Source organism: Oxalobacteraceae bacterium OTU3CINTB1 (assembly GCA_024123955.1).
GTDB lineage: Bacteria > Pseudomonadota > Gammaproteobacteria > Burkholderiales > Burkholderiaceae_D > Rugamonas.
Genome location: CP099652.1, coordinates 6,002,916 through 6,024,614, shown reverse-complemented (window position 1 = coordinate 6,024,614; position 21,699 = coordinate 6,002,916). Strand labels below are relative to the sequence as shown.

Annotated in this window: 18 protein-coding genes; 12 read left to right on the top strand and 6 right to left on the bottom strand. The window is 64.2% G+C overall.

Annotated elements, in window-relative coordinates; translation table 11 throughout:
• Nucleotides 1-15: 15 nt before the first annotated feature.
• The 4 genes from NHH73_26075 (at nt 16) to NHH73_26060 (ending at nt 5,528) form a co-directional block, all read left to right on the top strand.
• The gene (locus NHH73_26075; protein ID USX29712.1) at nt 16-2,367 is read left to right on the top strand and encodes an aldehyde dehydrogenase family protein; all 2,352 of its coding nucleotides are present in this window, start codon (nt 16-18) and stop codon (nt 2,365-2,367) included.
• Between the two features lie 183 nt (nt 2,368-2,550).
• Nucleotides 2,551-3,873, top strand: coding sequence for a thymidine phosphorylase (deoA, locus tag NHH73_26070; protein USX25995.1), 1,323 nt, complete (start codon nt 2,551-2,553; stop codon nt 3,871-3,873).
• A 12-nt stretch (nt 3,874-3,885) separates the two neighbouring features.
• A complete protein-coding gene (locus NHH73_26065) occupies nt 3,886-4,290 on the top strand; it encodes a cytidine deaminase (GenBank protein USX25994.1) in 405 nt (134 codons plus the stop codon).
• 5 nt (nt 4,291-4,295) lie between these two features.
• Nucleotides 4,296-5,528 carry a nucleoside deaminase gene (locus NHH73_26060; protein ID USX25993.1) on the top strand — a complete coding sequence of 411 codons (1,233 nt, stop codon included), beginning with the start codon at nt 4,296-4,298 and terminating at the stop codon, nt 5,526-5,528.
• Nucleotides 5,529-5,551: 23 nt separating this feature from the next.
• Here NHH73_26060 and NHH73_26055 read toward each other — a convergent pair whose 3' ends face one another.
• The 4 genes from NHH73_26055 to NHH73_26040 form a co-directional block, all read right to left on the bottom strand.
• Nucleotides 5,552-5,977 carry a VOC family protein gene (locus NHH73_26055; protein ID USX25992.1) on the bottom strand — a complete coding sequence of 142 codons (426 nt, stop codon included), beginning with the start codon at nt 5,975-5,977 and terminating at the stop codon, nt 5,552-5,554.
• A gap of 130 nt (nt 5,978-6,107) precedes the next feature.
• Nucleotides 6,108-6,929 carry a LytTR family DNA-binding domain-containing protein gene (locus NHH73_26050; GenBank protein ID USX25991.1) on the bottom strand — a complete coding sequence of 274 codons (822 nt, stop codon included), beginning with the start codon at nt 6,927-6,929 and terminating at the stop codon, nt 6,108-6,110.
• The gene (locus NHH73_26045; protein ID USX25990.1) at nt 6,926-7,855 is read right to left on the bottom strand and encodes a histidine kinase; all 930 of its coding nucleotides are present in this window, start codon (nt 7,853-7,855) and stop codon (nt 6,926-6,928) included. Before NHH73_26045 ends, NHH73_26050 begins: the two co-directional genes overlap by 4 nt.
• Nucleotides 7,852-8,118 (bottom strand): hypothetical protein, encoded by a 267-nt coding sequence (locus NHH73_26040; GenBank protein USX25989.1) that lies wholly within the window; start codon nt 8,116-8,118, stop codon nt 7,852-7,854. The genes NHH73_26045 and NHH73_26040 overlap by 4 nt, the downstream gene beginning before the upstream one ends.
• Nucleotides 8,119-8,441: 323 nt before the next feature.
• Between NHH73_26040 and NHH73_26035 the strand changes: the two genes are divergently transcribed.
• The gene (locus tag NHH73_26035) at nt 8,442-9,506 is read left to right on the top strand and encodes a choice-of-anchor A family protein (protein USX25988.1); all 1,065 of its coding nucleotides are present in this window, start codon (nt 8,442-8,444) and stop codon (nt 9,504-9,506) included.
• A gap of 169 nt (nt 9,507-9,675) precedes the next feature.
• On the opposite strand, the gene NHH73_26030 is transcribed toward NHH73_26035, so the two are convergent.
• The gene (locus NHH73_26030; GenBank protein ID USX25987.1) at nt 9,676-10,338 is read right to left on the bottom strand and encodes a TetR/AcrR family transcriptional regulator; all 663 of its coding nucleotides are present in this window, start codon (nt 10,336-10,338) and stop codon (nt 9,676-9,678) included.
• Nucleotides 10,320-11,807 (bottom strand): PLP-dependent aminotransferase family protein, encoded by a 1,488-nt coding sequence (locus NHH73_26025; protein ID USX25986.1) that lies wholly within the window; start codon nt 11,805-11,807, stop codon nt 10,320-10,322. The genes NHH73_26030 and NHH73_26025 overlap by 19 nt, the downstream gene beginning before the upstream one ends.
• Nucleotides 11,808-11,994: 187 nt before the next feature.
• On the opposite strand from NHH73_26025, the gene NHH73_26020 reads away from it, so the two are divergent.
• The 7 genes from NHH73_26020 to hydA are packed head-to-tail and all read left to right on the top strand — an operon-like array spanning nt 11,995 to nt 21,698.
• The gene (locus NHH73_26020) at nt 11,995-13,311 is read left to right on the top strand and encodes an aspartate aminotransferase family protein (protein USX25985.1); all 1,317 of its coding nucleotides are present in this window, start codon (nt 11,995-11,997) and stop codon (nt 13,309-13,311) included.
• Between the two features lie 25 nt (nt 13,312-13,336).
• Nucleotides 13,337-14,452: an alanine dehydrogenase gene (ald, locus tag NHH73_26015; protein ID USX25984.1), complete on the top strand. Its 1,116-nt coding sequence runs from the start codon at nt 13,337-13,339 to the stop codon at nt 14,450-14,452.
• Between the two features lie 31 nt (nt 14,453-14,483).
• Nucleotides 14,484-15,986 (top strand): CoA-acylating methylmalonate-semialdehyde dehydrogenase, encoded by a 1,503-nt coding sequence (locus NHH73_26010; GenBank protein ID USX25983.1) that lies wholly within the window; start codon nt 14,484-14,486, stop codon nt 15,984-15,986.
• Between the two features lie 59 nt (nt 15,987-16,045).
• Nucleotides 16,046-17,443 (top strand): NAD(P)-dependent oxidoreductase, encoded by a 1,398-nt coding sequence (locus NHH73_26005; protein ID USX25982.1) that lies wholly within the window; start codon nt 16,046-16,048, stop codon nt 17,441-17,443.
• Complete coding sequence (gene preA / locus NHH73_26000; GenBank protein ID USX25981.1) at nt 17,443-18,735, top strand: NAD-dependent dihydropyrimidine dehydrogenase subunit PreA; 1,293 nt, start codon at nt 17,443-17,445, stop codon at nt 18,733-18,735. Before NHH73_26005 ends, preA begins: the two co-directional genes overlap by 1 nt.
• Nucleotides 18,736-18,793: 58 nt before the next feature.
• Nucleotides 18,794-20,278, top strand: a complete 1,485-nt coding sequence (locus tag NHH73_25995; GenBank protein ID USX25980.1) for an NCS1 family nucleobase:cation symporter-1 — start codon at nt 18,794-18,796, stop codon at nt 20,276-20,278.
• A 25-nt stretch (nt 20,279-20,303) separates the two neighbouring features.
• On the top strand, nt 20,304-21,698 hold the full coding sequence (gene hydA / locus NHH73_25990) for a dihydropyrimidinase (GenBank protein USX25979.1): 1,395 nt from the start codon (nt 20,304-20,306) through the stop codon (nt 21,696-21,698).
• Nucleotide 21,699: the final 1 nt, after the last annotated feature.

The following is a 21,699-nucleotide window of genomic DNA, read 5'->3' as shown; positions in this document are numbered from 1 at the left end:
GAGATCCTGAATACCATGGAATACGGCCCAGCACCCGAAAGCCAAAAAGAAGCGCAAGCGTGGTTGGAGCAGCACGGCCGCACCTTCGGTCTGTTCATCGACAACGCGTGGAGCGAGCCGGGCGAACTTTTCGCCTCGACCAATCCGGCCGACGCCGGCAAGCTGGCCGACCTGACGCAGGCCACCGGCGCCGACGTCGATCGCGCCGTTGAAGCCGCGCGCCGCGCGCAGCCGGGCTGGCAGGCCTTGGGTGGCCACGGCCGCGCAAAAGTCATGTACTCGCTGGCGCGCCTGCTGCAAAAGCACGCGCGCCTGTTCGCGGTGCTCGAGACGCTGGACAACGGCAAGACCATCCGCGAAACGCGCGATGTCGATCTGCCGCTGGCCGCGCGCCACTTCTACTATCACGCCGGCTGGGCGCAATTGCAGGCAGAGGAATTCGCCGACTACCGCGCCGTTGGCGTGGTCGGTCAGATCGTGCCGTGGAATTTCCCGCTGCTGATGCTGTCGTGGAAAATCGCTCCCGCCATGGCGGCCGGTAACACCATCGTCTTCAAGCCGGCCGAGTTCACGTCGCTGACGGCGATGCTGTTCGCCGAGATCTGCGTGCAGGCCGGCGTGCCCGCCGGCGTGGTCAATATCGTCACCGGCGATGGCCGTGTGGGCGAGGCGATCGTCAACCATGCGGGCATCGATAAAATCGCCTTCACCGGTTCGACCGAAGTGGGTCGCCTGATCCGCGTCGCCACCGCCGGCAGCGGCAAGAAGCTGTCGCTGGAGTTGGGCGGCAAGTCGCCGTTCATCGTGTTCGACGACGCCGATCTGGATGCCGCCGTCGAAGGCCTGGTCGATTCGATCTGGTTCAACCAAGGACAGGTTTGCTGTGCCGGTTCGCGCCTGCTGGTGCAGGAATCGGTGCAGGACAAGTTTCTCGCCAAGCTGCGCGCGCGCATGGACAAGCTGACACTCGGCTCGCCGCTGGACAAGTCGATCGACATCGGCGCGCTGGTCGATCCGGTGCAGCAGCAGCGCATCGCCGGCCTGGTGGAGTCGGCCCGCGCCGAAGGTTGCGAGGTCTATCAGCCTGCATGCGAGATTCCGGCCAACGGTTCGTGGTACCCGCCGACCCTGATCACCGGCGCGTCCACTTCCGCGGCCGTGGCGCAGGCCGAGATCTTCGGCCCGGTGCTGGTGGCGATGAGCTTCCGCACTCCGCCGGAAGCCGTGCAACTGGCGAACAACACCGTCTACGGCCTGGCCGCCTGCGTGTGGACCGAGAACATCTCGCTGGCGCTGGACGTCGCGCCGCAGATCAAGGCTGGCGTGGTGTGGATTAACACCGCCAACCAGTTCGACGCCGCTTGCGGCTTTGGCGGCTACCGCGAATCGGGCTTCGGCCGCGAGGGCGGCCGTGAAGGCATGTACGAGTACATGACCGCGCTGTCGGAGGATGCGCGTCCAGCGGCGCCGCTGGTCGAAGCGAAGCAGAAGGCCAAGGCCGCAGCGCCGTCCGCCGGCGCGTTCGCCATCGACCGCACCGCCAAGATGTACATCGGCGGCAAGCAGGCGCGCCCTGATGGCGCCTACAGCCGTCCGGTGCACGGCGCCGATGGCGCCTTCATCGCCGAAGTGGGCGAGGGCAGCCGCAAGGACATCCGCAACGCGGTGGAAGCTGCGCACAAGGCCGGCGGCTGGGCGAAAGCGACGTCGCACAACCGCGCGCAGGTGCTGTACTACATCGCCGAGAACCTGGCCGCGCGCGGCGAGGAATTCGCGGCGCGTATCGCCGCGATGACCGGCACCAAGAACGCCGAGAAGGAAGTGCAGGCGTCGATCGAGCGTCTGTTCTACTACGCGGCATGGGCCGACAAGTACGACGGCTTGGCGCACCAGCCACCGATGCATGGCGTGACCGTGGCGTTGAACGAGCCGGTTGGCGTGATCGGCATCGTCTGCCCGAACGAGGCGCCTTTGTTGGGCTTTATTTCGCTGGTGGCGCCGGCGATCGCGCTGGGCAACCGCGTGGTGGTGGTGCCGTCGGAAGCGCATCCGCTGTCGGCCACCGATTTGTATCAGGTGCTCGATACGTCGGATCTGCCGGATGGCGTGATCAATATCGTCACCGGTTCGGCCGACGAGTTGGCGCGCACGCTGGCGACGCATTCGGATATCGATGCGGTGTGGCGTCATGACGGTTCGGCCGAGGGTTGCGCTGAGGTGGAACGCCTGTCGGCCGGTTCGCTGAAGCGCACCTGGGTGGGCGGCGCGAAAGGGCGCGACTGGTATAGTACGGCCCAAAGCGGCGGCCGCGCGGTGCTGGCGCATGCCTCGCAAGTCAAGAATGTCTGGATACCTTACGGCGTTTGATTGAGCCGCCGACAGCGCGCAGATGGCGGATTACGCTTCGCTAATCCGCCCTACGTGTATCTGCGAACGGGACGCAGCCATGCCATGGATAGACGTAGGGCGGATTAGGCGTAACGCCGTAATCCGCCATTTGTGAGCCGTCGGCGTCCTTCTTAATACCTAATACTCAACGCGGAGAATCGCATGTTTTTACCTCAAGAGATCATACGCAAAAAGCGTGACGGCGGCGTCCTGAGCGCCGAAGAGATCAAGTTCTTCGTCGGTGGCATCACCAGCAATCGCGTGACCGAAGGCCAGATCGCGGCGCTGGCGATGGCCGTGTTCTTCAACGATATGACCATGGACGAACGCGTGGCCTTCACCCTGGCCATGCGCGACTCCGGCGAAGTGCTGGACTGGCGCTCGCTGGACCTGCCGGGCCCCGTGGTCGACAAGCATTCGACCGGCGGCGTCGGCGACGTCGTTTCGCTGCTGCTCGGCCCCATGATCGCTGCGTGCGGCGGTTTCGTGCCGATGATCTCCGGCCGTGGCCTGGGCCACACCGGCGGCACGCTGGACAAATTCGATTCCATCCCCGGCTACACCACGGTGCCGGACAACACCCTGTTCCGCAAGGTCGTCAAGGAAGTCGGCGTCGCGATCATCGGCCAGACCTCGTCGCTGGCGCCGTCGGACAAGATCTTCTACGGCGTGCGCGATGTCACCGCCACCGTGGAATCGGTGGCGATGATCACCGGCTCCATCCTGTCGAAGAAGCTGTCGGCCGGCCTGGACGCGCTGGTCATGGACGTGAAGGCCGGTAGCGGCGCCTTCATGCCGACCTACGACAAGTCGGTCGAGCTGGCGGACAGCATCGTCAAGGTCGGCAACGGCGCCGGCATGATGACGTCGGCCATCCTGACCGACATGAACGAATCGCTGGCGCCATACGCCGGCAATGCGCTGGAAGTGCGCGGCGCAATGGATTACCTGACGGGCGTGTCGCGTCCGGCGCGTCTGCACGAAGTGACGATGGCGCTGTGCGCCGAGATGCTGGTGCTGGGCAAACTGGCCGCCAACGAAACCGAAGCGCGCGCCAAGCTGCAGGCTTGCCTGGACAACGGTTCGGCCGCCGAGCGCTTCGCGCGCATGGTGGTGGCGCTGGGCGGCCCGGCCGACTTGATGGAAAATCCGGACAAGCATCTGGAGCAGGCGCCGATCGTCATCCCGGTGCCGTCCCTGAAGTCCGGCTACGCCTCGACCACCGACTGCCGCGGCATCGGCCTGGCGGTGGTGAGCCTGGGCGGCGGACGTCGCCGCGCGGCCGATCCGATCGACTTCGCCGTCGGTCTGACGCAACTGGCGGGCCTGGGCGACAAGATCGAAGCCGGCCAGCCGCTGGCGATGGTGCATGCGCGCACCCAGGAAGCGGCCGAGCAGGCGGTGCGCGAGATCCAGGCGGCTTACCAGATCGGCGACGCCGCGCCGACGGCGAACCCTGTCGTCTATCGCACCATTCGTCCATAAGCGGAGACACTGATGAACAAACAAGAACTGATCGCCGAAGCCGCCGCCGCGCGGCTGAAGGCTTACACGCCTTACTCCAACTTCAAGGTCGGCGCCGCGCTGCTGACCAGTGACGGCAAGGTTTTCCACGGCTGTAACGTGGAGAACGCGGCCTACGGCTTGTGCAACTGCGCCGAGCGCACTGCCTTCTTCAGCGCCTTCGCGCACGGCTACAAGCCGGGCGATTTCGACCAGCTGGTCGTCATCGGCGAGACCGACGGCCCGATCGCCCCGTGCGGCGCCTGCCGCCAGGTGATCCTGGAACTGGGTGGCGACGAGCTGCCGGTGTTGTTGACCAACCTGAAAGGCGACATCTTCGAGACCACGGCCGCCGCCCAGCTGCCGAACGGTTTCGGCCGCGCCGATCTGAAGAAGTAATCGCTTTGGCCCTCAAGAAGACGATCGACGTGCAGGCGGCCGTCGCGATCGCGGCGGCCGAGGCGATCGCCGCCAAGACGCAGGGCACCTTCGGCGTCGGTGGCCTGATGCTGGACCAGCATGGCAACGTGCTGCAATCGCTGCACAACAACGTCGTCAAGCAGGGTTTGATTTTCGATCCCACCGCCCACGGCGAGCGCCAGTTGATCGACTGGTACTACGCCGAACGGGCCAAGGGCCGCGACCTGCCGCCGCCGCAGGACATCACCATCGTCACTTCGCTCGATCCGTGCTGCATGTGCAGCGGCGCGATACTGGCCGGCGGCTTTAATGTGGTGGTGGCCGCGCCTGACCGCGAAGCCGGCATCGACCACGATATCAGCGCCGGCTTTGGCGCGCTGCCGCAGACGCTGCGCGCGCAAGCCGCATCCACCTTCAGCTATCCGGCGATTTTGGGCTCGTCGCTGTATGCGCGCGCCGCTTCCGGCGCCACGCCCAAGTCCTTCTTCATCGGTAAGACCATATCGGAACCGACGCAGGCCTTGTGCGCGCTGGTGTTCGAGGCGACATCCGATGAGGTGATGCGTCTGTTCCAGACCGATCCGCCTTCGGAACAGCTGCGCGATCCCGCCACCTTGGCGCCCGACCACGTCATCGCGCTGGCCCTGAAGCAGGTCTATCCGGACGCGCTGACCTACCGCTGCGCGCCGCTCACGCCCGATGCGGGCCTGGCGCCGTTCCTGTTACAGACGATGGCGCGCGACCGCGAACATGGCGGCGGTGGCGAAGGCGACGCCGTCGCGCTGCTCGATTCGTTCGGCAATCTGCTGCTGTGCATGCACGGCAGGATGACGCAATCGGGCATCCGTAGCGCCTTCATGGAAGCCACGCGCGCCTACGCGCAACTGCGCTACAAGTTGATGGCGGGCGCCGCGCCGGAGCGGCAAGAGGAGGTGCGCCGCTATCTGGGCCACCCGAAGGACGGCACCCTGGTTTTCGCCAGGGGGCCGGACGCCGGCGCGGTCAGCTTCATGAATCTCGGCGCCTACGGCTCGACGATGGAAGGGCCGCTGCCGGCCAACAATCCAAGGCAGTTCCAGTATGTGGTTCCGGCCATCGCGCAGGCGGAGCTCGATGCCATCTGCGCCGCGATGCCGCCGCTGTACAGCGACATCATCCGCATTCATCCCACGCAGGTCGCCGACCGGACGCTGATCGACGCGTTGACGCAGGGCTGACGGCGCGTGGCCGGTGCGCGCGCTCAGCCTTGTGGATCGTAGGTGCCGATGCTCCATACGTGGCCTTCGGGGTCGCGGCAGGTGAAGCCCCGGCCGCCGTAATCTTCGTCTTTGATATCCAACAGGATTTTGGCGCCGGCTTCCAGCGCGCGGCCGTACACCAGGTCGGCGTCGTTGACCACCAGGTAGGTGCTTTGCGTGACGAAGTGGCCGACTTCGGCGGGCTGCTTCATCAACCTGCCGAATTCGGTGTCGAACACCGAACCGAGCATGATCATGCTGTTGCCGAACGAGAGCTGGGCGTGGGCGATGGTGCCGTCCTCGTTGGGGACGACCAGTTGCGGTTCGAAGCCGAAGGTGTCGCACAGCCAGGTGATGGCGGCCGGCGCGTCGCGGTAGCGCATGCAGGGTACTACGGTGCAGAGGGTTTGCTTGGGTATGCTGGACATTCTTTTCTCCCCGTTCTGTCGATGGAACAGATTCGATCGATTTTCCGCGCGGTCGGTTCGCCGTGCTGATGCAAACAGGCCGGGAAAAGAAAGTATATATTGATAGCGCTCAGGGGAAAATCACAAATCCTCACATCTGCTGGAACAGGTGGGTGTTGCCCCGGCTGACCTCCAACTGCTCGCAGAAGTTCCTGATCTTGACCATCTGCCGGCCGCGCAGGTCGCGCGTGACGCCCTCGATGGCGTCCACCCGCACCAGCGTCGAGCGGTGGATGCGCCAGAACTCGTCCGGGTCCAGCTCGTCGGCCAGCTCCTTGAGTGTCTTGCGTATCAATACCTCGGACTGCTCGGTCTGGACGCGGGTGTACTTTTCGTCGGCGCGGAAGAACAGCACCTCGCGCGTGCTGATCATGCGCAGGTTGGCGCCGACCACCGCCTGGATCCAGCGCAGGTATGCGGGCTTGGCCGGATCGGGGCGTGCCGGTTTGCCCTGGGCCGCCAGCAGCGCGCCCAGCTGGCGCTCGATGTTGGACGGCTGCCGGCCGATCAGCGTTTGCAGCCGCGCGCAGGTGGTCTTGAGCCGCTCGCCGCCGGCCGGCTTGAGCAGGTAGTCGAGCGCGCCCTGTTCGAACGCCTCGATCGCGTACTGGTCGTAGGCCGTCACGAACACCAGGTGGCAACGGTTGAACAGCATGCGCGCCGCCTCGATGCCGGACAGGCCGGGCATGCGGATGTCGAGGAAGACGATGTCCGGCTGGTGCTGGCCGGCCAGCGCCACGGCCTCGATGCCGTTGGCCGCTTCGGCCACGATCTCCAGCCCCGGCCACGCTTCGCGCAGTCGGCTGCGCAGTTGGTCGCGCATCGGTTCCTCGTCGTCGGCGATCAGCGCGGTGGCGCGGCGCGGCGGCGCAGTCGTTGAAAAATTCGTGTGCGGATTCATGGGAAGGTTCATTTGACCCCGCCGGCAAAAATGTCGGGCGCGTATGGCACCCGGATGCTGGCGCGGGTGCCGCCCGTCAGCGGCGCCTCGATCACCAATTGCGCGCGTTGGCCGTACAGGATGCGCAGGCGTTCGCGCACGTTCGCCAGTCCCAGGCCATCGCCGGCGTGGACGTTGAAGCCGATGCCGTCGTCGATGACGTCGACCTGCAGCATCTGGCCGTCGACGTTGGCGCGGATGTCGATGCGGCCGCCGTCGATCTTGGGCTCCAGGCCGTGCTTGATGGCGTTCTCGATCAGGATCTGCAGCATCATCACCGGGAAGGTGGCGCTGAGCATGTGGTCCGGCACGTCGACCGAGACGGCCAGCCGCGCGCGCATGCGCGCCTGCATGATGGCCAGATAGGCGCGCGACATCTCGATCTGCCGTCCCAGCGTGCCGGCGCCCTTGGCGCGCATCTGCGGCAGGGTGGCGCGCAGGTAGTCGATCAGGTTCTGGTGGATGCGCGCCGCCTGCGGCGGATCGGTCTCGATCAACTGGCCGATCAGCGCCAGGGTGTTGAACAAAAAGTGCGGCTCGACCTGCGCCTGCAGCGCTGCCATGCGCGCTTCCACCAGCCGCCGCTCCAGGCCTTCCTCGTCGGCGTGGCTGGTGGCGTCGCGCGCCTCCAGCTCGGCCTTGCGCTTGCCGCCGGCCAGCACCTTCAGGCCCAGCGACAGCAGGATGAAGCCGACCGTCTGCTTGGGCAGGCCGAACGGCGTCAGGCCGAGGATCAACAGCAGCAGCCAGATGATGATCAGCTTGCGCCATTCGACCTGCGCCAGCCAGTCGAAGAAGCGCCACCACAGGGTGGCGGCGGTTTCGCCGATCTCGCGCACGATGTCGAGCAGGCTTTTGGCATTGTCGTAGCCGGCCTTGGCCAGCCGCGATTTTCTCATTGCAGGCGCTCCTTGCGCAGCCGTTGGCGGCGCTTGGCCATCACGCAGCCCAGCACCGCCAGCTTGACCAGCATGAAGGCGGCGAACAGCACGATCGCCATCGGCAGGATGGCCAGGATCAGCGCCAGCGCGAGCGCCGCGCCCAGCAGCGCGGACGGCGGCATGGCGCCGATCAGGCGCACCGCGCGGCGCAGCATGTGCATGCTGGTGGCGAAAATCTCGTCGAGCAGGTGGGACAGGGAATCGGTGGTCGGCTTGCGCATGCTGGGTCTCCATAGTGTGTTGCGATATGAACACTGTAGCAAAAGGGCGCCGGCGCCGGGAGGGATTCCGATCAACTGCGGTTTGGGCGGCTTGACCGGCGCTAACCGCCGACGAACGGCGGGCGGGAGCAGGCGCAGGTTTCGACGGCGCCGGTGTTGTGGAACATCAAACATGGATCTGATCACAACAAAAATTTGTTAAGAAAAAACAAAAACATATGTGTTATTGGCAATTAAGGGTGGTATACTCCGTGCAACTGAATTGTTCATCGGTAATATGCGTGCCGCCAAGCGGCCATTTATTCTTAAACTAAGGAAATTTAATGTCCCGTTATTTCGCACTGAGCACGCTGGCCATCGCCGCCATCTTCGCCGCTCCCGCACAGGCCGGTTCGCTGAGCCAGCAGCAGATTTTTGAACAGTTCAACGTTGTTACCTTGGGCAACATGAAGTCCAGCTCGCACGTCGACGGCCGCACCTATGTGACCGGTTCGATGCAGGGCAATGGTGCCGTGCTGGGCATGCATCCGCAAGACATCCGCGCGTCCGATTACGCAGCGGTGACGGTCAGGGGCGTCGGCGTCGCCGCCGGCCAGCCAGCCATGAGCAACACCCAGGTCACCGACAAGGGCGCCGTGGTCTACGGCAACGTTGTCGATTCCATCGTCAACAACGGCAGCAGCGCGATCTACGGCAACTCGATCAACACCAGCTACAACGGCAACGGCAGCGTCTACGTCCAGGGCAGCACCAACGGCGGCAACGTCAACGTGACCAAGCTCAACTCCGTAGCGGCCGGCAGCCTGCAGGCGACCAACTCGGCCGCCGCGACGTCGACCGACATGGGCCAGGTGCTGGGCCATCTGTCCAATACGATGAAAACGTTTACGTCGACCGGCAGCAGTGTCGTCATCGATTCGGGCAAGGCCACTTTCAACGCCAAGGTCAACAGCCAGGGCGCGGCGGTGTTTGATTTGACCGGCATCGAAAGCACGCTGTTCAACCAGAACCTGGTGCACGAATTCAGCTTCAACTTCAACGGCGCCACCTCGGTCTACATGAACACCGGCATCACCTCGGCCGTGATCAACGATAACTTCCTGGGCGGTAGCGCACGTGAAGCCGGCCAGAAGGTCATCTGGAACTTCTACAACGCGACCGACCTGACCATCAACGCCGAGTTCGGCGGCTCGATCCTGGCCGTCAACGCCGATCTGATCAACAACGCCAACATCGAAGGTGGCGTCTACGTCAACAACCTCGATTCACGCGCCGAGATCCACATCAACACCTTCGCCGGCGCCGTGCCGGAACCGGAAACCTACGCCATGCTGATGGCCGGCCTGGGTCTGCTCGGCTTCATGGCGCGCCGCCGCAAGCAGGCTTAAAGCAGGCATCCGGGCCACGCGGCCCGACCACTGAGAAATCAACGATGTCTTCCGGGCATCGTTGATTTTTTTTCGTCTCAAGGAGCAGCGGACCTTTTCGGCCGGCCCACCTGCGAGATGAGGCTGGCCGGTGTGGCGTTGATCGGCGTGATGGCACGCCGTGGAAAAATCATGGCGCCGGCACGCTGATCGCCGCCAGCACCATGTCGACGATGACTTTTTCAGCATCCTCGAAGTCTTTTTTGTTCAGCTGCTTGCGGTTCAACACCAGCGCCATCTGCGCCGAGAAGTCGGCGTAGGACTGCGTCATCGCCCAGATGGCGAACAGCAGGTGCGTGGCGTTGATCGGCGCGATCTTGCCGGCGCTGATCCATTTTTCAAACACCTCGATATCCCTGCGCAGCAGCGGCACCACGCGGCTTTGGATCTGCGCGCCGTACAGCTGCGCGCCGCTGATCACCTCCATCGCGTACACGCGCGACGCCCACGGCTGCTCGCGCGAGAACTTCAACTTGGCCTGCACGTAGGTGCGCAGCACTTCGCGCGGCTCCTGGTCCTCGGCGGCCAGATTCTCCATGCGCTCCAGCCATTCGTCGAGGACCTCGTCCAGCACGCGCTGGTACAGCGACTGCTTGGTGGGGAAGTAGTACATCAGGTTCTGTTTCGACAGGCCGGCGTTCTCCGCCACGGTGGCGATCGACGTGCCCTCGTAGCCGCATTCGGCGAACACCCGCACCGCCTCGGCGGCGATTTCCGCTTCGAGCTTGTCGCGGTTCAGGACGCGCCGTTTGATCTTCGGCGGGGGCGCTGCGGTCAGTTTGGCTGTCGACATATGTGGTTCAGGAAGGTCAGTAGTTGCGGGTGGTCGGTGTAGGCGACGTTGAAGCGGAACCAGATCGTCTCCGGCCGGCGCAGCATGAAGAACTCGCACGGCGACAGCAGGATGCCGGCCTTCAGCGCCTGGTCGGCGATGACCTGGCCGTTCCATTCGGCGCTGGGGGCCTGCTGCCAGCCGGCGCTGACGAACATGCCGCCGCGCGGCTTGGCCAGCGGCGTCATGCCGGCGCCGCGCAGGCTCTCGATGGTGCGCTCGCGGCCCGCCTCCAGCTGGGCGATCAACTTGTCGACCATGCGCTTGTAGGGCCGCGCGCTGATGGCGTGGTAGACGGCGCGCTCGTTGATCTCGGAGGTGGTCAGCCCGGCCAGCATCTTGACCCGCACCAGTTCCGGCAGCAGCGAGGCCGAGGCGCAGATCGAGCCGACCCGCAGCACCGGCGACAAGGTTTTGGAGAAGCTGCCGACGCGGATCACGCGCCGCAGGCCGTCCATCGCCGCCAGCGAAGCCTCGCCGCGCGGCGCCAGCTCGCGGTAGATGTCGTCCTCCACCAGCCAGAAGTCGAACTGCTCCGCGAGGCCCAGCAGACGGTGCGCCTGCGCCGCGCTGAGCGAGGTGCCGAGCGGGTTTTGCAGCACCGTGTTGACGAACATGAGTTTGGGCTGGGTGTGCGCGGCCTGCCTGGCCAGCGCCTCGAAGTCCAGCCCCTGGTCGCCGCGCGGGATGCCGACCGCCACGCAGCCGTGGTGGCGGATCAGCGACAGCAGGTTGCTGTAGCCCGGGTCCTCGACCAAGACGGTGTCGCCCGGCCGCGTGAGCGTGCGCAGGATCAGATCGAAGGCGTGGGTGGCGCCGTGCGTGAGCAGGACCTGCTCCGGCTCCACCGGGAAAAGGTCTTCGGTCAGGCAGGCGGCAAGGTGCTGGCGCAGGGTCGGGAAGCCGAGCGGATGGCCGTAGCCGCGCAGGCGGTTGGCCGGGATGCGCATGGCGTGGCGCACGGCGTCGAGGATGGTGTCCTCGCCGTACCACTCCGGCGGCAGCCAGCCGGCGCCCACCGCCAGCGCGTCGGACATGCCGGAGTACAGGTGGGCGGTGAGGGCGTCGATGGCGGTCGGCGTGGCTTCGCCGGCCAGCGGCAGCAGCGCCGCCGGCAGGTCCTGGCGCGCCACGAAGTAGCCGGATCCGCGCCGCGACGACAGCAGCCCCAAGGTGACGAGGCGGTCGTAGGATTCCACAACTGTAAAGGTGCTGACGCCATTACACTTGGCGAATTGCCGCACGGACGGCATTTTGGTTCCGATGCGCAACTCCCGCGCACCGACCATGGCGCTGATCGCAGAGACGATCTGATCCACGAGGCTGCCTTTGCCGCTGCGCTCTATGGCGACGACGGGCCAGCCGGCCGCGCCGGGTGGCTGAGACGGTTCGTTGGCGGATTGATCGATCGCAGCAGACGCTTGTTCCATCCTTGACTCCAAAGGCGGCATAAAGCAAAACTGTACTGTTTTTACTACCGATACGGTTGGACAGTTTTGATATTTGTGTATCTGTGCCATAGTTGTAGCGCTGTCTATTATTGCATCATCATTTTGCCAACTGGTAAATTTTTTTACGGTTCGTCAAAAAATCCGCTTGGCGCCACAGGAGATATGCATGAACGAATCACGACCAGAATCGATGGCGTCCTTCTGGATGCCGTTCACGAACAACCGCGACTTCAAAGCCCATCCCCGCCTGCTGGTATCGGCCGAGGGCATGTACTACAAGGACGTCGACGGCAACAGCATCCTCGATGGCACGGCGGGCCTGTGGTGCGTCCCGTGCGGCCACGCCCAGCCGAAGATCGTCGCCGCCGTGCGCGAGATGGTCGGCCAGCTCGATTTCGCGCCGACCTTCCAGATGGGCCACCCGGCCGCCTTCGACCTGGCCGAAAAGCTGATGGAATACACCAACCACCGCTTCGGCCACGTCTTCTACACCAACTCCGGCTCCGAAGCCGTGGACACCGCGCTGAAGATGGCGCTGGCGTACCACAAGGCGCGCGGCGAGGCGTCGCGCACGCGGCTGATCGGCCGTGAACGCGGCTACCACGGCGTCGGCTTCGGCGGCATTTCGGTCGGCGGCATCGCCGGCAACCGCAAACAGTACACCGTCATGCTGCCCGGCGTGGACCACCTGCCGCACACGCACAACCTCGAAAAGAACGCCTACACCCGCGGCGAGCCGGAATACGGCACCGAGCTGGCCGATGAACTGGAGCGCATCGTCGCGCTGCACGACGCCTCCACCGTGGCCGCCGTCATCGTCGAACCGGTGGCCGGATCGACCGGCGTGCTGATACCGCCCAAGGGCTATCTGAAGCGCCTGCGCGAGCTGTGCACCAAGCACGGCATCCTGCTCATCTTCGACGAAGTGATCACCGGCTTCGGACGTTTGACGACGCCGTTCGCGTCGGACTATTTCGACGTCGAGCCGGACATGATGACCACCGCCAAAGGGCTGACCAACGGCGTGATTCCGATGGGCGCGGTGTTCAGCAAACAGCATATCCACGACGCCTTCATGGATGCGCCAGCGGGCATTGAGCTGTTCCACGGTTATACCTATTCGGGCCATCCGGTGGCATGCGCGGCTTCGCTGGCGACCCTGGAGGTGTTCAAGGAGCAGAACATCCTGGAGCACGCGGCCGGCATGGCCGAGTACTGGGCCGACGCCGTGCATTCGCTCAAGGGCCTGCCGCACGTGATCGACATCCGCACCATTGGCCTGATCGCCGGCATCGAGCTGGCGCCCATCGCCGGCAAGCCGGGCGTGCGCGCGTTCACCGCGTTCAAGCAGGCCTTCGCCGACGGCATCCTGATCCGCACGACGGGCGACACGATCGCCTTGTCGCCGCCGCTGGTGCTGGAGAAAAAACATATCGATGAATTGTTTGGAAAGTTGACGACGGTGCTGAAAAACCTGGAGTGAGCGGTATTAAAACGAGGAGACCATCATGCTGGTAGGCGTTCCAAAAGAAATCAAGAACCAGGAGTCCCGCGTTGGCCTTACCCCGGCCAGCGTGAAGGAACTCGTACTGCGCGGCCACCAAGTCCTTGTACAAAAGGACGCGGGCGCCGCCATCGGACTGACCGACGCGATGTATGAAGGCGCCGGCGCCGAGATCGTCGACAATGCGCCGGACATCTTCGCCCGCGCCGGCATGATCGTCAAAGTCAAGGAGCCGCAGCCGAACGAATGCGCGATGCTGCGCAAGGACCAGATCCTCTACACCTATCTGCACCTGGCGCCGGACGCCGAACAAACCAAGGCGCTGGTCGAATCGGGCGCGGTGTGCATCGCCTACGAAACCATCACCGGCGACAACGGCGGCCTGCCGCTGCTGGCGCCGATGAGCGAAGTGGCGGGGCGCATGTCGATCCAGGCCGGCGCCGCGCACCTGGAAAAATCCAAGGGCGGCATGGGGCTTTTGCTGGGTGGCGTGCCCGGCGTGGCGCCCGGCCATATCGCCATCATCGGCGCCGGCGTGGTCGGCACCAACGCCTTGCAGATGGCGGTGGGCATCGGTGCGCGCGTGACGGTCCTCGACAAGAACATCGACCGCCTGCGCCAGCTCGATCTGGTGTACGGCAACCGCATCTCGACGATGTTCTCCAGCGCCCATTCGATCGAACAGGCGGTGCTGGACGCGGACCTCGTCATCGGCGGGGTGCTGGTGCCCGGCGCTGCCGCGCCCAAGCTGGTCACGCGCAATATGATCTCGCGCATGAAGCCCGGCGCGGTGGTGGTGGACGTCGCCATCGACCAGGGAGGATGCTTCGAAACCTCGCGCGCCACCACGCACCAGGACCCGACCTTCGTGGTCGACGGCGTGGTGCACTACTGCGTGGCCAACATGCCCGGCGCGGTGGCCCGCACCTCGACCTTCGCGTTGAACAACGCGACGATCACCCACGCGCTGGCGCTGGCCGACAAAGGCTGGCAAAAAGCGCTGAAAGCCAATGCCCACCTGAAGAACGGCTTGAATGTATGCCAGGGCCACGTCACCTATGCAGCGGTGGCGCATGCGCTGGGCTACCCCTACGTAGACGCGGACGGCCTGCTGGGCTGACCATAAGACGATATAACGAAAGAAGAACACCATGAGCAACCTTGACACCATCACCCACTTCATCAACGGCGCCAAAGTCGACACCCAAAGCGGCCGCTATGCGGACGTGTTCAATCCGGCGCTGGGCGAACCGGTGGCACGCGTTGCGCTGGGCACCGTCGAAGAAGTCGACGTCGCCGTGCGCGCGGCCGAAGCGGCTTTCCCCGCCTGGTCGGCGACGCCGCCGCTGACGCGCGCGCGCGTGCTGTTCAAGTATCTCCAGCTGTGCCAGCAGCACGTCGACGAATTCGCGGCGATGCTGACGCGTGAACACGGCAAGACCTTCGCCGATGCGCAGGGCGAGGTCGCGCGCGGCATCGAGATGGTGGAGTTCGCGGTCGGCATTCCGCAGATGCTGAAGGGCGAATTCACCGATCAGATTTCGCGCGGTATCGACGCGTGGTCGATGCGCCAGGCGCTGGGCGTGGTCGCCGGCATCACGCCGTTCAACTTCCCGGTGATGGTGCCGATGTGGATGTTCCCGGTTGCTATCGCCTGCGGTAACACCTTTGTGCTCAAACCTTCCGAACGCGATCCGTCGCCGTCGCTGCTGCACGCCAAGCTGCTGAAGGATGCCGGCCTGCCGGACGGGGTATTCAACGTTGTGCAAGGCGATAAAACCACTGTCGACGCGCTGCTCGATCATCCGGTGGTGCAGGCGCTGAGCTTTGTCGGCTCCACGCCGATCGCCGAATATATCTACGCGCGCGGCTGCGCTGCGGGCAAGCGCGTGCAGGCTTTGGGTGGCGCCAAGAACCACATGGTGGTGATGCCAGATGCCGATATGGAGATGACGGTCGACGCGTTGATGGGCGCCGCATACGGTTCGGCCGGCGAGCGTTGCATGGCCATTTCGGTGGTGGTCGCCGTCGGCGACGCGGGCGATAAAATCGTCGACGCACTGGCAAAGCGCACGGCCGCACTGAAAGTGCGCGACGGTATGGAGCACGACGCTGAAATGGGGCCTGTCGTTTCAAGCGCGGCCAAGCAGCGCATAGAGCGCTTGATCGGGGAAGGCGTGGAGCAGGGCGCAAAACTGGTGGTCGATGGCCGCAACCACATCGTGCCGGGACGCGAGAACGGCTTCTTCGTCGGCGGTACTTTGTTCGACCACGTCACGCCCGATATGACGATCTACAAGGAAGAGATTTTCGGCCCCGTGCTGTGCATGCTGCGCTCGCCCGATGTGGGCAGCGCGGTGGAGCTGATCAACCGCAACGAGTACGGCAACGGCGTGGCGATCTACACGCGTGACGGCGGCGTGGCGCGCGAGTTCGTGCGCCAGATCCAGGTCGGCATGGTGGGTGTGAACGTGCCGCTGCCGGTGCCGATGGCGTTCAATAGTTTCGGCGGCTGGAAGCGCAGCCTGTTCGGCGACCATCACGCCTACGGTCCCGAAGGCGTGCGTTTCTACACGCGCCACAAGGCCGTCATGCAGCGCTGGCCCAACACCGCGAGCGCTGGCGCGGAATTTGCATTCCCTCAGATGAAGTAGTCGGACGAATTCGTCGTCCGGGGTGTCCGATACTACCGAGCCATTAGCCAGGAAAATGAATGATGATCGAATCCCTGAAATACATGCCGCATCCGAAGGAAGCCAATGCGGCGCTGGCCGAACACTTCACCGATCTCGCGCCGGCACTCAACGCGCGCAAGGCCGCGATCGAGAGTTCGCGCTGCCTGTACTGCTACGACGCGCCGTGCACGCGCATCTGTCCATCGGACATCGACGTCGCCAGCTTCATCCGCAATATCCACGACGGTAACATCAACGGCGCGGCGGTCGGTATCCTCAAGCAGAATATCTTGGGCGGCAGTTGCGCCCGCGTTTGCCCGACCGAGATCCTGTGCGAGGACGCCTGCGTGCGCAATCACGACGCCGAAGGCCAGCCGGTGAAGATCGGCCTGTTGCAGCGCTACGCCATCGACAACATGTCGCTCGACGAGCATCCATTCAAACGCTTCCCGTCGACCGGCAAAAAGATCGCTGTTGTCGGCGCCGGCCCGGCGGGTCTGTCGTGCGCGCACCGGCTGGCGATGTTGGGCAACGACGTGGTGATCTACGAATCGCGCGAGAAATCGGGTGGCCTCAATGAATACGGCATCGCCAAGTACAAGCTGACCGATAACTTCGCGCAGAAGGAAGTGGACTTCCTGCTGGCGATCGGTGGCATCGAAATCCGCCACGGCCAGACCCTGGGCGGGAACGTGCGGCTGAAGGACCTGCACGCGCAGTTCGACGCGGTGTTCCTTGGCCTTGGCCTTGGCGCCAGCAAGCAGCTCGGGTTGACCGGCGAGGATGCCCCCGGCCTGCTGGCCGCCGTCGACTACATCGCCGCGCTACGCCAGGCGGATGATTTGAGCCAGTTGCCGCTGCCATCCCGTGCCATCGTCATCGGCGCCGGCAATACCGCCATCGACATGGCGGTGCAGATCCAGCGCCTCGGCGCGGAGGAGGTCACGCTGGTGTACCGGCGCGGCTTCGAGGCGATGAGCGCCACCGAACACGAACAGCACATCGCCAAGGAAAACCAGGTCCGCATGCGCATCTGGGCGCAACCGCAGCAGGTGCTGCTGGACGAAGCGGGCCGCGTGCGCGGCATGCGCTTCGAGAAAACCGCCATCGTCGACGGCCGCTTCGGCGGCACCGGCGAGACCTTCGAGATCGCGGCCGACGCCATCTTCAAGGCCATCGGCCAGAGCATGGACCAAACGAGCATCAGCGATCCGCTGGCGAAAACGCTGAAACGCGACGGTGACAAAATTTATGTCGACGATCAGTTCCGCACGGTGCTGCCGGGGATCTACGCCGGCGGCGACTGCGTGGCGCCGGGCCAGGATCTGACCGTGCAGGCGGTCCAGCATGGCAAGCTGGCGGCGCACGCGATCCATGAAGACCTCAAATCAATGACAGCATCAATGACCGAAGCATCGAAAGTGGAGGCTGCATAATGGCTGACCTGAGCATAGAATTCTGCGGCATCAAGTCGATCAATCCATTCTGGCTGGCCTCCGCGCCGCCGACCGACAAAGCCTACAACGTGGTGCGCGCCTTCGAGGCGGGATGGGGCGGCGTGGTGTGGAAGACGCTCGGCGAAGATCCGGCTGCCGTCAATGTCTCGTCGCGCTACTCCGCGCATTACGGCAAGAACCGCGAGGTCCTCGGCTTCAATAACATTGAGTTGATCACCGACCGTTCGCTGGACATCAACCTGCGCGAGATCACCCAGGTCAAGAAGGATTGGCCCGACCGCGTGATCATCGTCTCGCTGATGCTGCCGTGCGAGGAGAAGCTGTGGGCCGATATCCTGCCGCTGGTGGAGGCCACGGGCGCCGACGGTATCGAATTGAATTTTGGCTGCCCGCACGGCATGCCGGAACGCGGCATGGGCGCGGCGGTGGGTCAGGTTCCCGAGTACGTGGAAATGGTCACGCGCTGGTGCAAGACGCACAGCAAGCTGCCGGTCATCGTCAAGCTGACGCCCAACATCACCGACGTACGCGCGCCGGCACGCGCCGCCAAGGCCGGCGGCGCCGACGCCGTCTCGCTGATCAACACCATCAACTCGATAACGCATCTCGATCTGGACCAGATGGTGGCGTTCCCCATCGTCGGCGGTGCCAGCACGCATGGCGGCTACTGCGGTTCGGCGGTCAAGCCGATCGCATTGAACATGGTCGCCGAGATCGCTCGCGACCCGGCCACCAAGGGCTTGCCGATCTCCGGCATCGGCGGCATCGGCAACTGGCGCGACGCGGCCGAATTCATGGCGCTCGGTTCCGGCTGCGTGCAGGTCTGCACGGCCGCCATGCTGCACGGATTCCGCATCGTCGAAGAGATGAAGGACGGCCTGTCGCGCTGGATGGACGAGAAGGGCTACACGAGCGTGAGCCAGTTCGTCGGCAAGGCCGTGCCCAACACCACCGACTGGAAGTACCTGAACATGAACTATCAGGTCATCGCGCACATCAACCAGGACGACTGCATCAAGTGCGGCCGCTGTTATGTGGCATGCGAGGACACGTCGCACCAGTCGATCGCGCAGCTGATCGACGCGGCGGGCGTGCGCACCTATGAGGTGATCAAGGAGGAATGCGTCGGCTGCAACCTGTGCGAGATCACCTGCCCGGTGCAGGGTTGCATCACGATGGTGCCGCAGGACACCGGCAAGCCTTACATGAACTGGACGCAGGACCCGCGCAACCCTGGCGCGGAAAACGTGAAGGTGCCGGAGACTGTCTAGGAACGGATCTTGCAGCGGAAGATGCACGATTGTTTGATCAACCCTTGGAGAACGCCCTGTGAGCAAAGAACTCTCTGGCAGCACACAACTCTGGAACGAAGACCTGGCGCCGACCACCGAAGCGCAACGCACCTGGCGCTGGTATCACTTCGCGTCGCTGTGGGTCGGCATGGTGATGTGCATTCCGGCGTACACGCTGTCGGCGAGTTTGATCGAGGGAGGCATGTCGGGTTACCAGGCGGTGCTGACGGTGTTCATCGCCAACGCCATCGTGCTGCTGCCGATGCTGCTGATCGGCCACGCCGGCACCAAGTACGGCATTCCTTATGCGGTATTGGCGCGCGCCTCGTTCGGCACCGCCGGTGCGAAGCTGCCGGCGCTGATGCGCGCTATCGTCGCCTGCGGCTGGTACGGCATCCAGACCTGGTTCGGCGGTTCGATGATCTACACGCTGCTCGGCGTGATGATGGGCGGCGAAATCGGCGGGGCCAAACTCGGCTTCCTCGGCATCAATGGCGCGCAGCTGCTTTGCTTCCTGGCCTTTTGGGCCATCCAGTTCTGGTACATCGTGCACGGCATGGACGCGATCCGCAAACTGGAGACCTACACCGCGCCGCTGAAGATCGCTATCTGCTTCGTGCTGCTGGCGTGGGTGCACAACAAGGCCGGCGGCTTTGGCGAGCTGCTGTCGGCGCCTTCGCAGTTTGTCGCTGGCGGCAAGAAGGAAGGCCAGTTCTGGTCCGTGTTCTGGCCTTCGCTGACGGCGATGGTCGGCTTCTGGGCCACCCTGGCGTTGAACATTCCCGACTTCACGCGCTTCGCCAAGTCGCAACGCGACCAGGTGATTGGGCAGTCGGTCGGCCTGCCTGTTCCTATGGGTCTGCTGGCGGCGATGGCGGTGATCGTCACCTCGGCCACTGTCGTCCTGTACGGCAAAGCGATCTGGGACCCGGTCGACCTGGCGAGCCGCATGACCGGCGTCGCCGTGCTGGTGGCACTGCTGATTTTGTTGATCGACACCGTCTCGGTCAATCTGGCGGCCAATCTGGTCGGACCGGCGTATGATTTTTCGGCGCTCTCGCCCAAAAAAATCTCCTACAAGACCGGTGGCTACATCACCGCCGGTATCGCCATCCTTATGATGCCGTGGAAGATACTCGAATCGACCCAGGGCTACGTCTTCACCTGGTTGATCGGCTATTCGGCGCTGCTCGGGCCCATCGCCGGCATCCTGATCATCGACTACTACATGGTGCGCAAGACCGAACTGCATGTGGCGGAGCTGTATCGCGAGGACGGCGTCTACTCGTACGGAAACGGCTGGAACATGGCCGCGCTGGTCGCCTTCGTCATCGGCGTGGCGCCGAACATCCCGGGCTTCCTCAACGCCGCCTTCCCGGCGTCGTTCCCCGGCGTGGGCGCGGGTTTCAAAACAATTTATACCTACGCATGGTTCGTCGGAATCGTGATCTCCGCAATCGTGTATGGGGTTATGATGAAGGGGAAGACAGTGCCCGTGGTGAGGGCGCCCGCCCACCCCTAAGATTCCCAGGATTCAGGAGATGTAAATGACTACTATCATCCGCGGCGGTACCGTCGTCAACGCCGATCGCGCCTTTCGTGCCGATGTGCTGTGCTATGGCGACAAGATCGTCGCCGTCGGCGAAAATCTGGATGCGCCGGCGTCGGCGCGCGTGATCGACGCCACCGGGCAGTACGTCATGCCTGGCGGGATAGATCCGCACACCCATATGAACCTGCCCTTCATGGGCACCGTCACGCAGGACGACTTTTATACCGGCACCGCCGCCGGGCTGGCTGGCGGCACCACCACCATCATCGACTTCGTGATTCCGGCGCCCGGTCAGAACCTGATCGAGGCCTATCACCAGTGGCGCGGTTGGGCCCAAAAGGCCGCCGGCGATTACACCTTCCACGTGGCGATCACGTGGTGGGACGAGACCGTGCACCGCGACATGGAAATCCTGGTGCGCGACCATGGCGTCAACAGTTTCAAGCACTTCATGGCGTACAAAAACGCCATCATGGCCGACGACGAAACGCTGGTAAAGAGCTTCCGCCGCTCGCTGGAGTTGGGCGCCATTCCTACGGTGCACGCGGAGAACGGCGAACTGGTTTATCAGTTGCAGCAGGATTTGCTGAAGAAGGGCTTGACCGGACCGAGTTCGCATCCGCTGTCGCGCCCTCCGGCAGTGGAGGCGGAAGCGGCCAACCGCGCCATCGCCATCGCCAATGTGCTCAACACGCCGGTCTACATCGTGCATGTATCCTGCGCCGAATCGCTGGATGCGATCACGCGCGCGCGCGCCAACGGCCAGCGGGTTTACGGCGAGGCGCTGGCCGGCCATCTTCTTATCGACGAAAGCGTCTACCAGAGCGATGACCTTGAATACGCCGCCGCCCACGTCATGAGCCCACCGTTCCGCAGCAAGCATCACCAGGCCGCGCTGTGGCATGGTCTGCAAAGCGGCAACCTGCACACCACGGCCACCGACCACTGCACCTTCTGCGCGGAGCAGAAGGCGGCCGGCAAGGACGACTTCACCAAGATCCCGAACGGTTGCGGTGGCGTCGAGGACCGCATGTCGGTGATCTGGGACGCGGGTGTCAACAGCGGCATGCTGACGCCTTCGGAATTCGTCAAGGTCACGTCCACCAATACCGCGCAGATTTTTAATATGTATCCGCGCAAAGGACTGATCGCGGTCGGCTCCGATGCCGACATCGTCGTCTGGGACCCGGAAGGCACCCGCACGATATCGTCGCTGACCCAGTTCGCGAAGGGAGGCTTCAACGTCTTCGAAGGCCGCACCGTGCGCGGCATCCCCAGCACCACGCTGGCCGCCGGTAACGTCGTGTTCCATCGCGGCGTGCTGATGGCGGTGGAGGGCGCAGGCCGCCACATCGATCGTCCCGCATTCAAAGCCACGTCGGCGCGTTAAT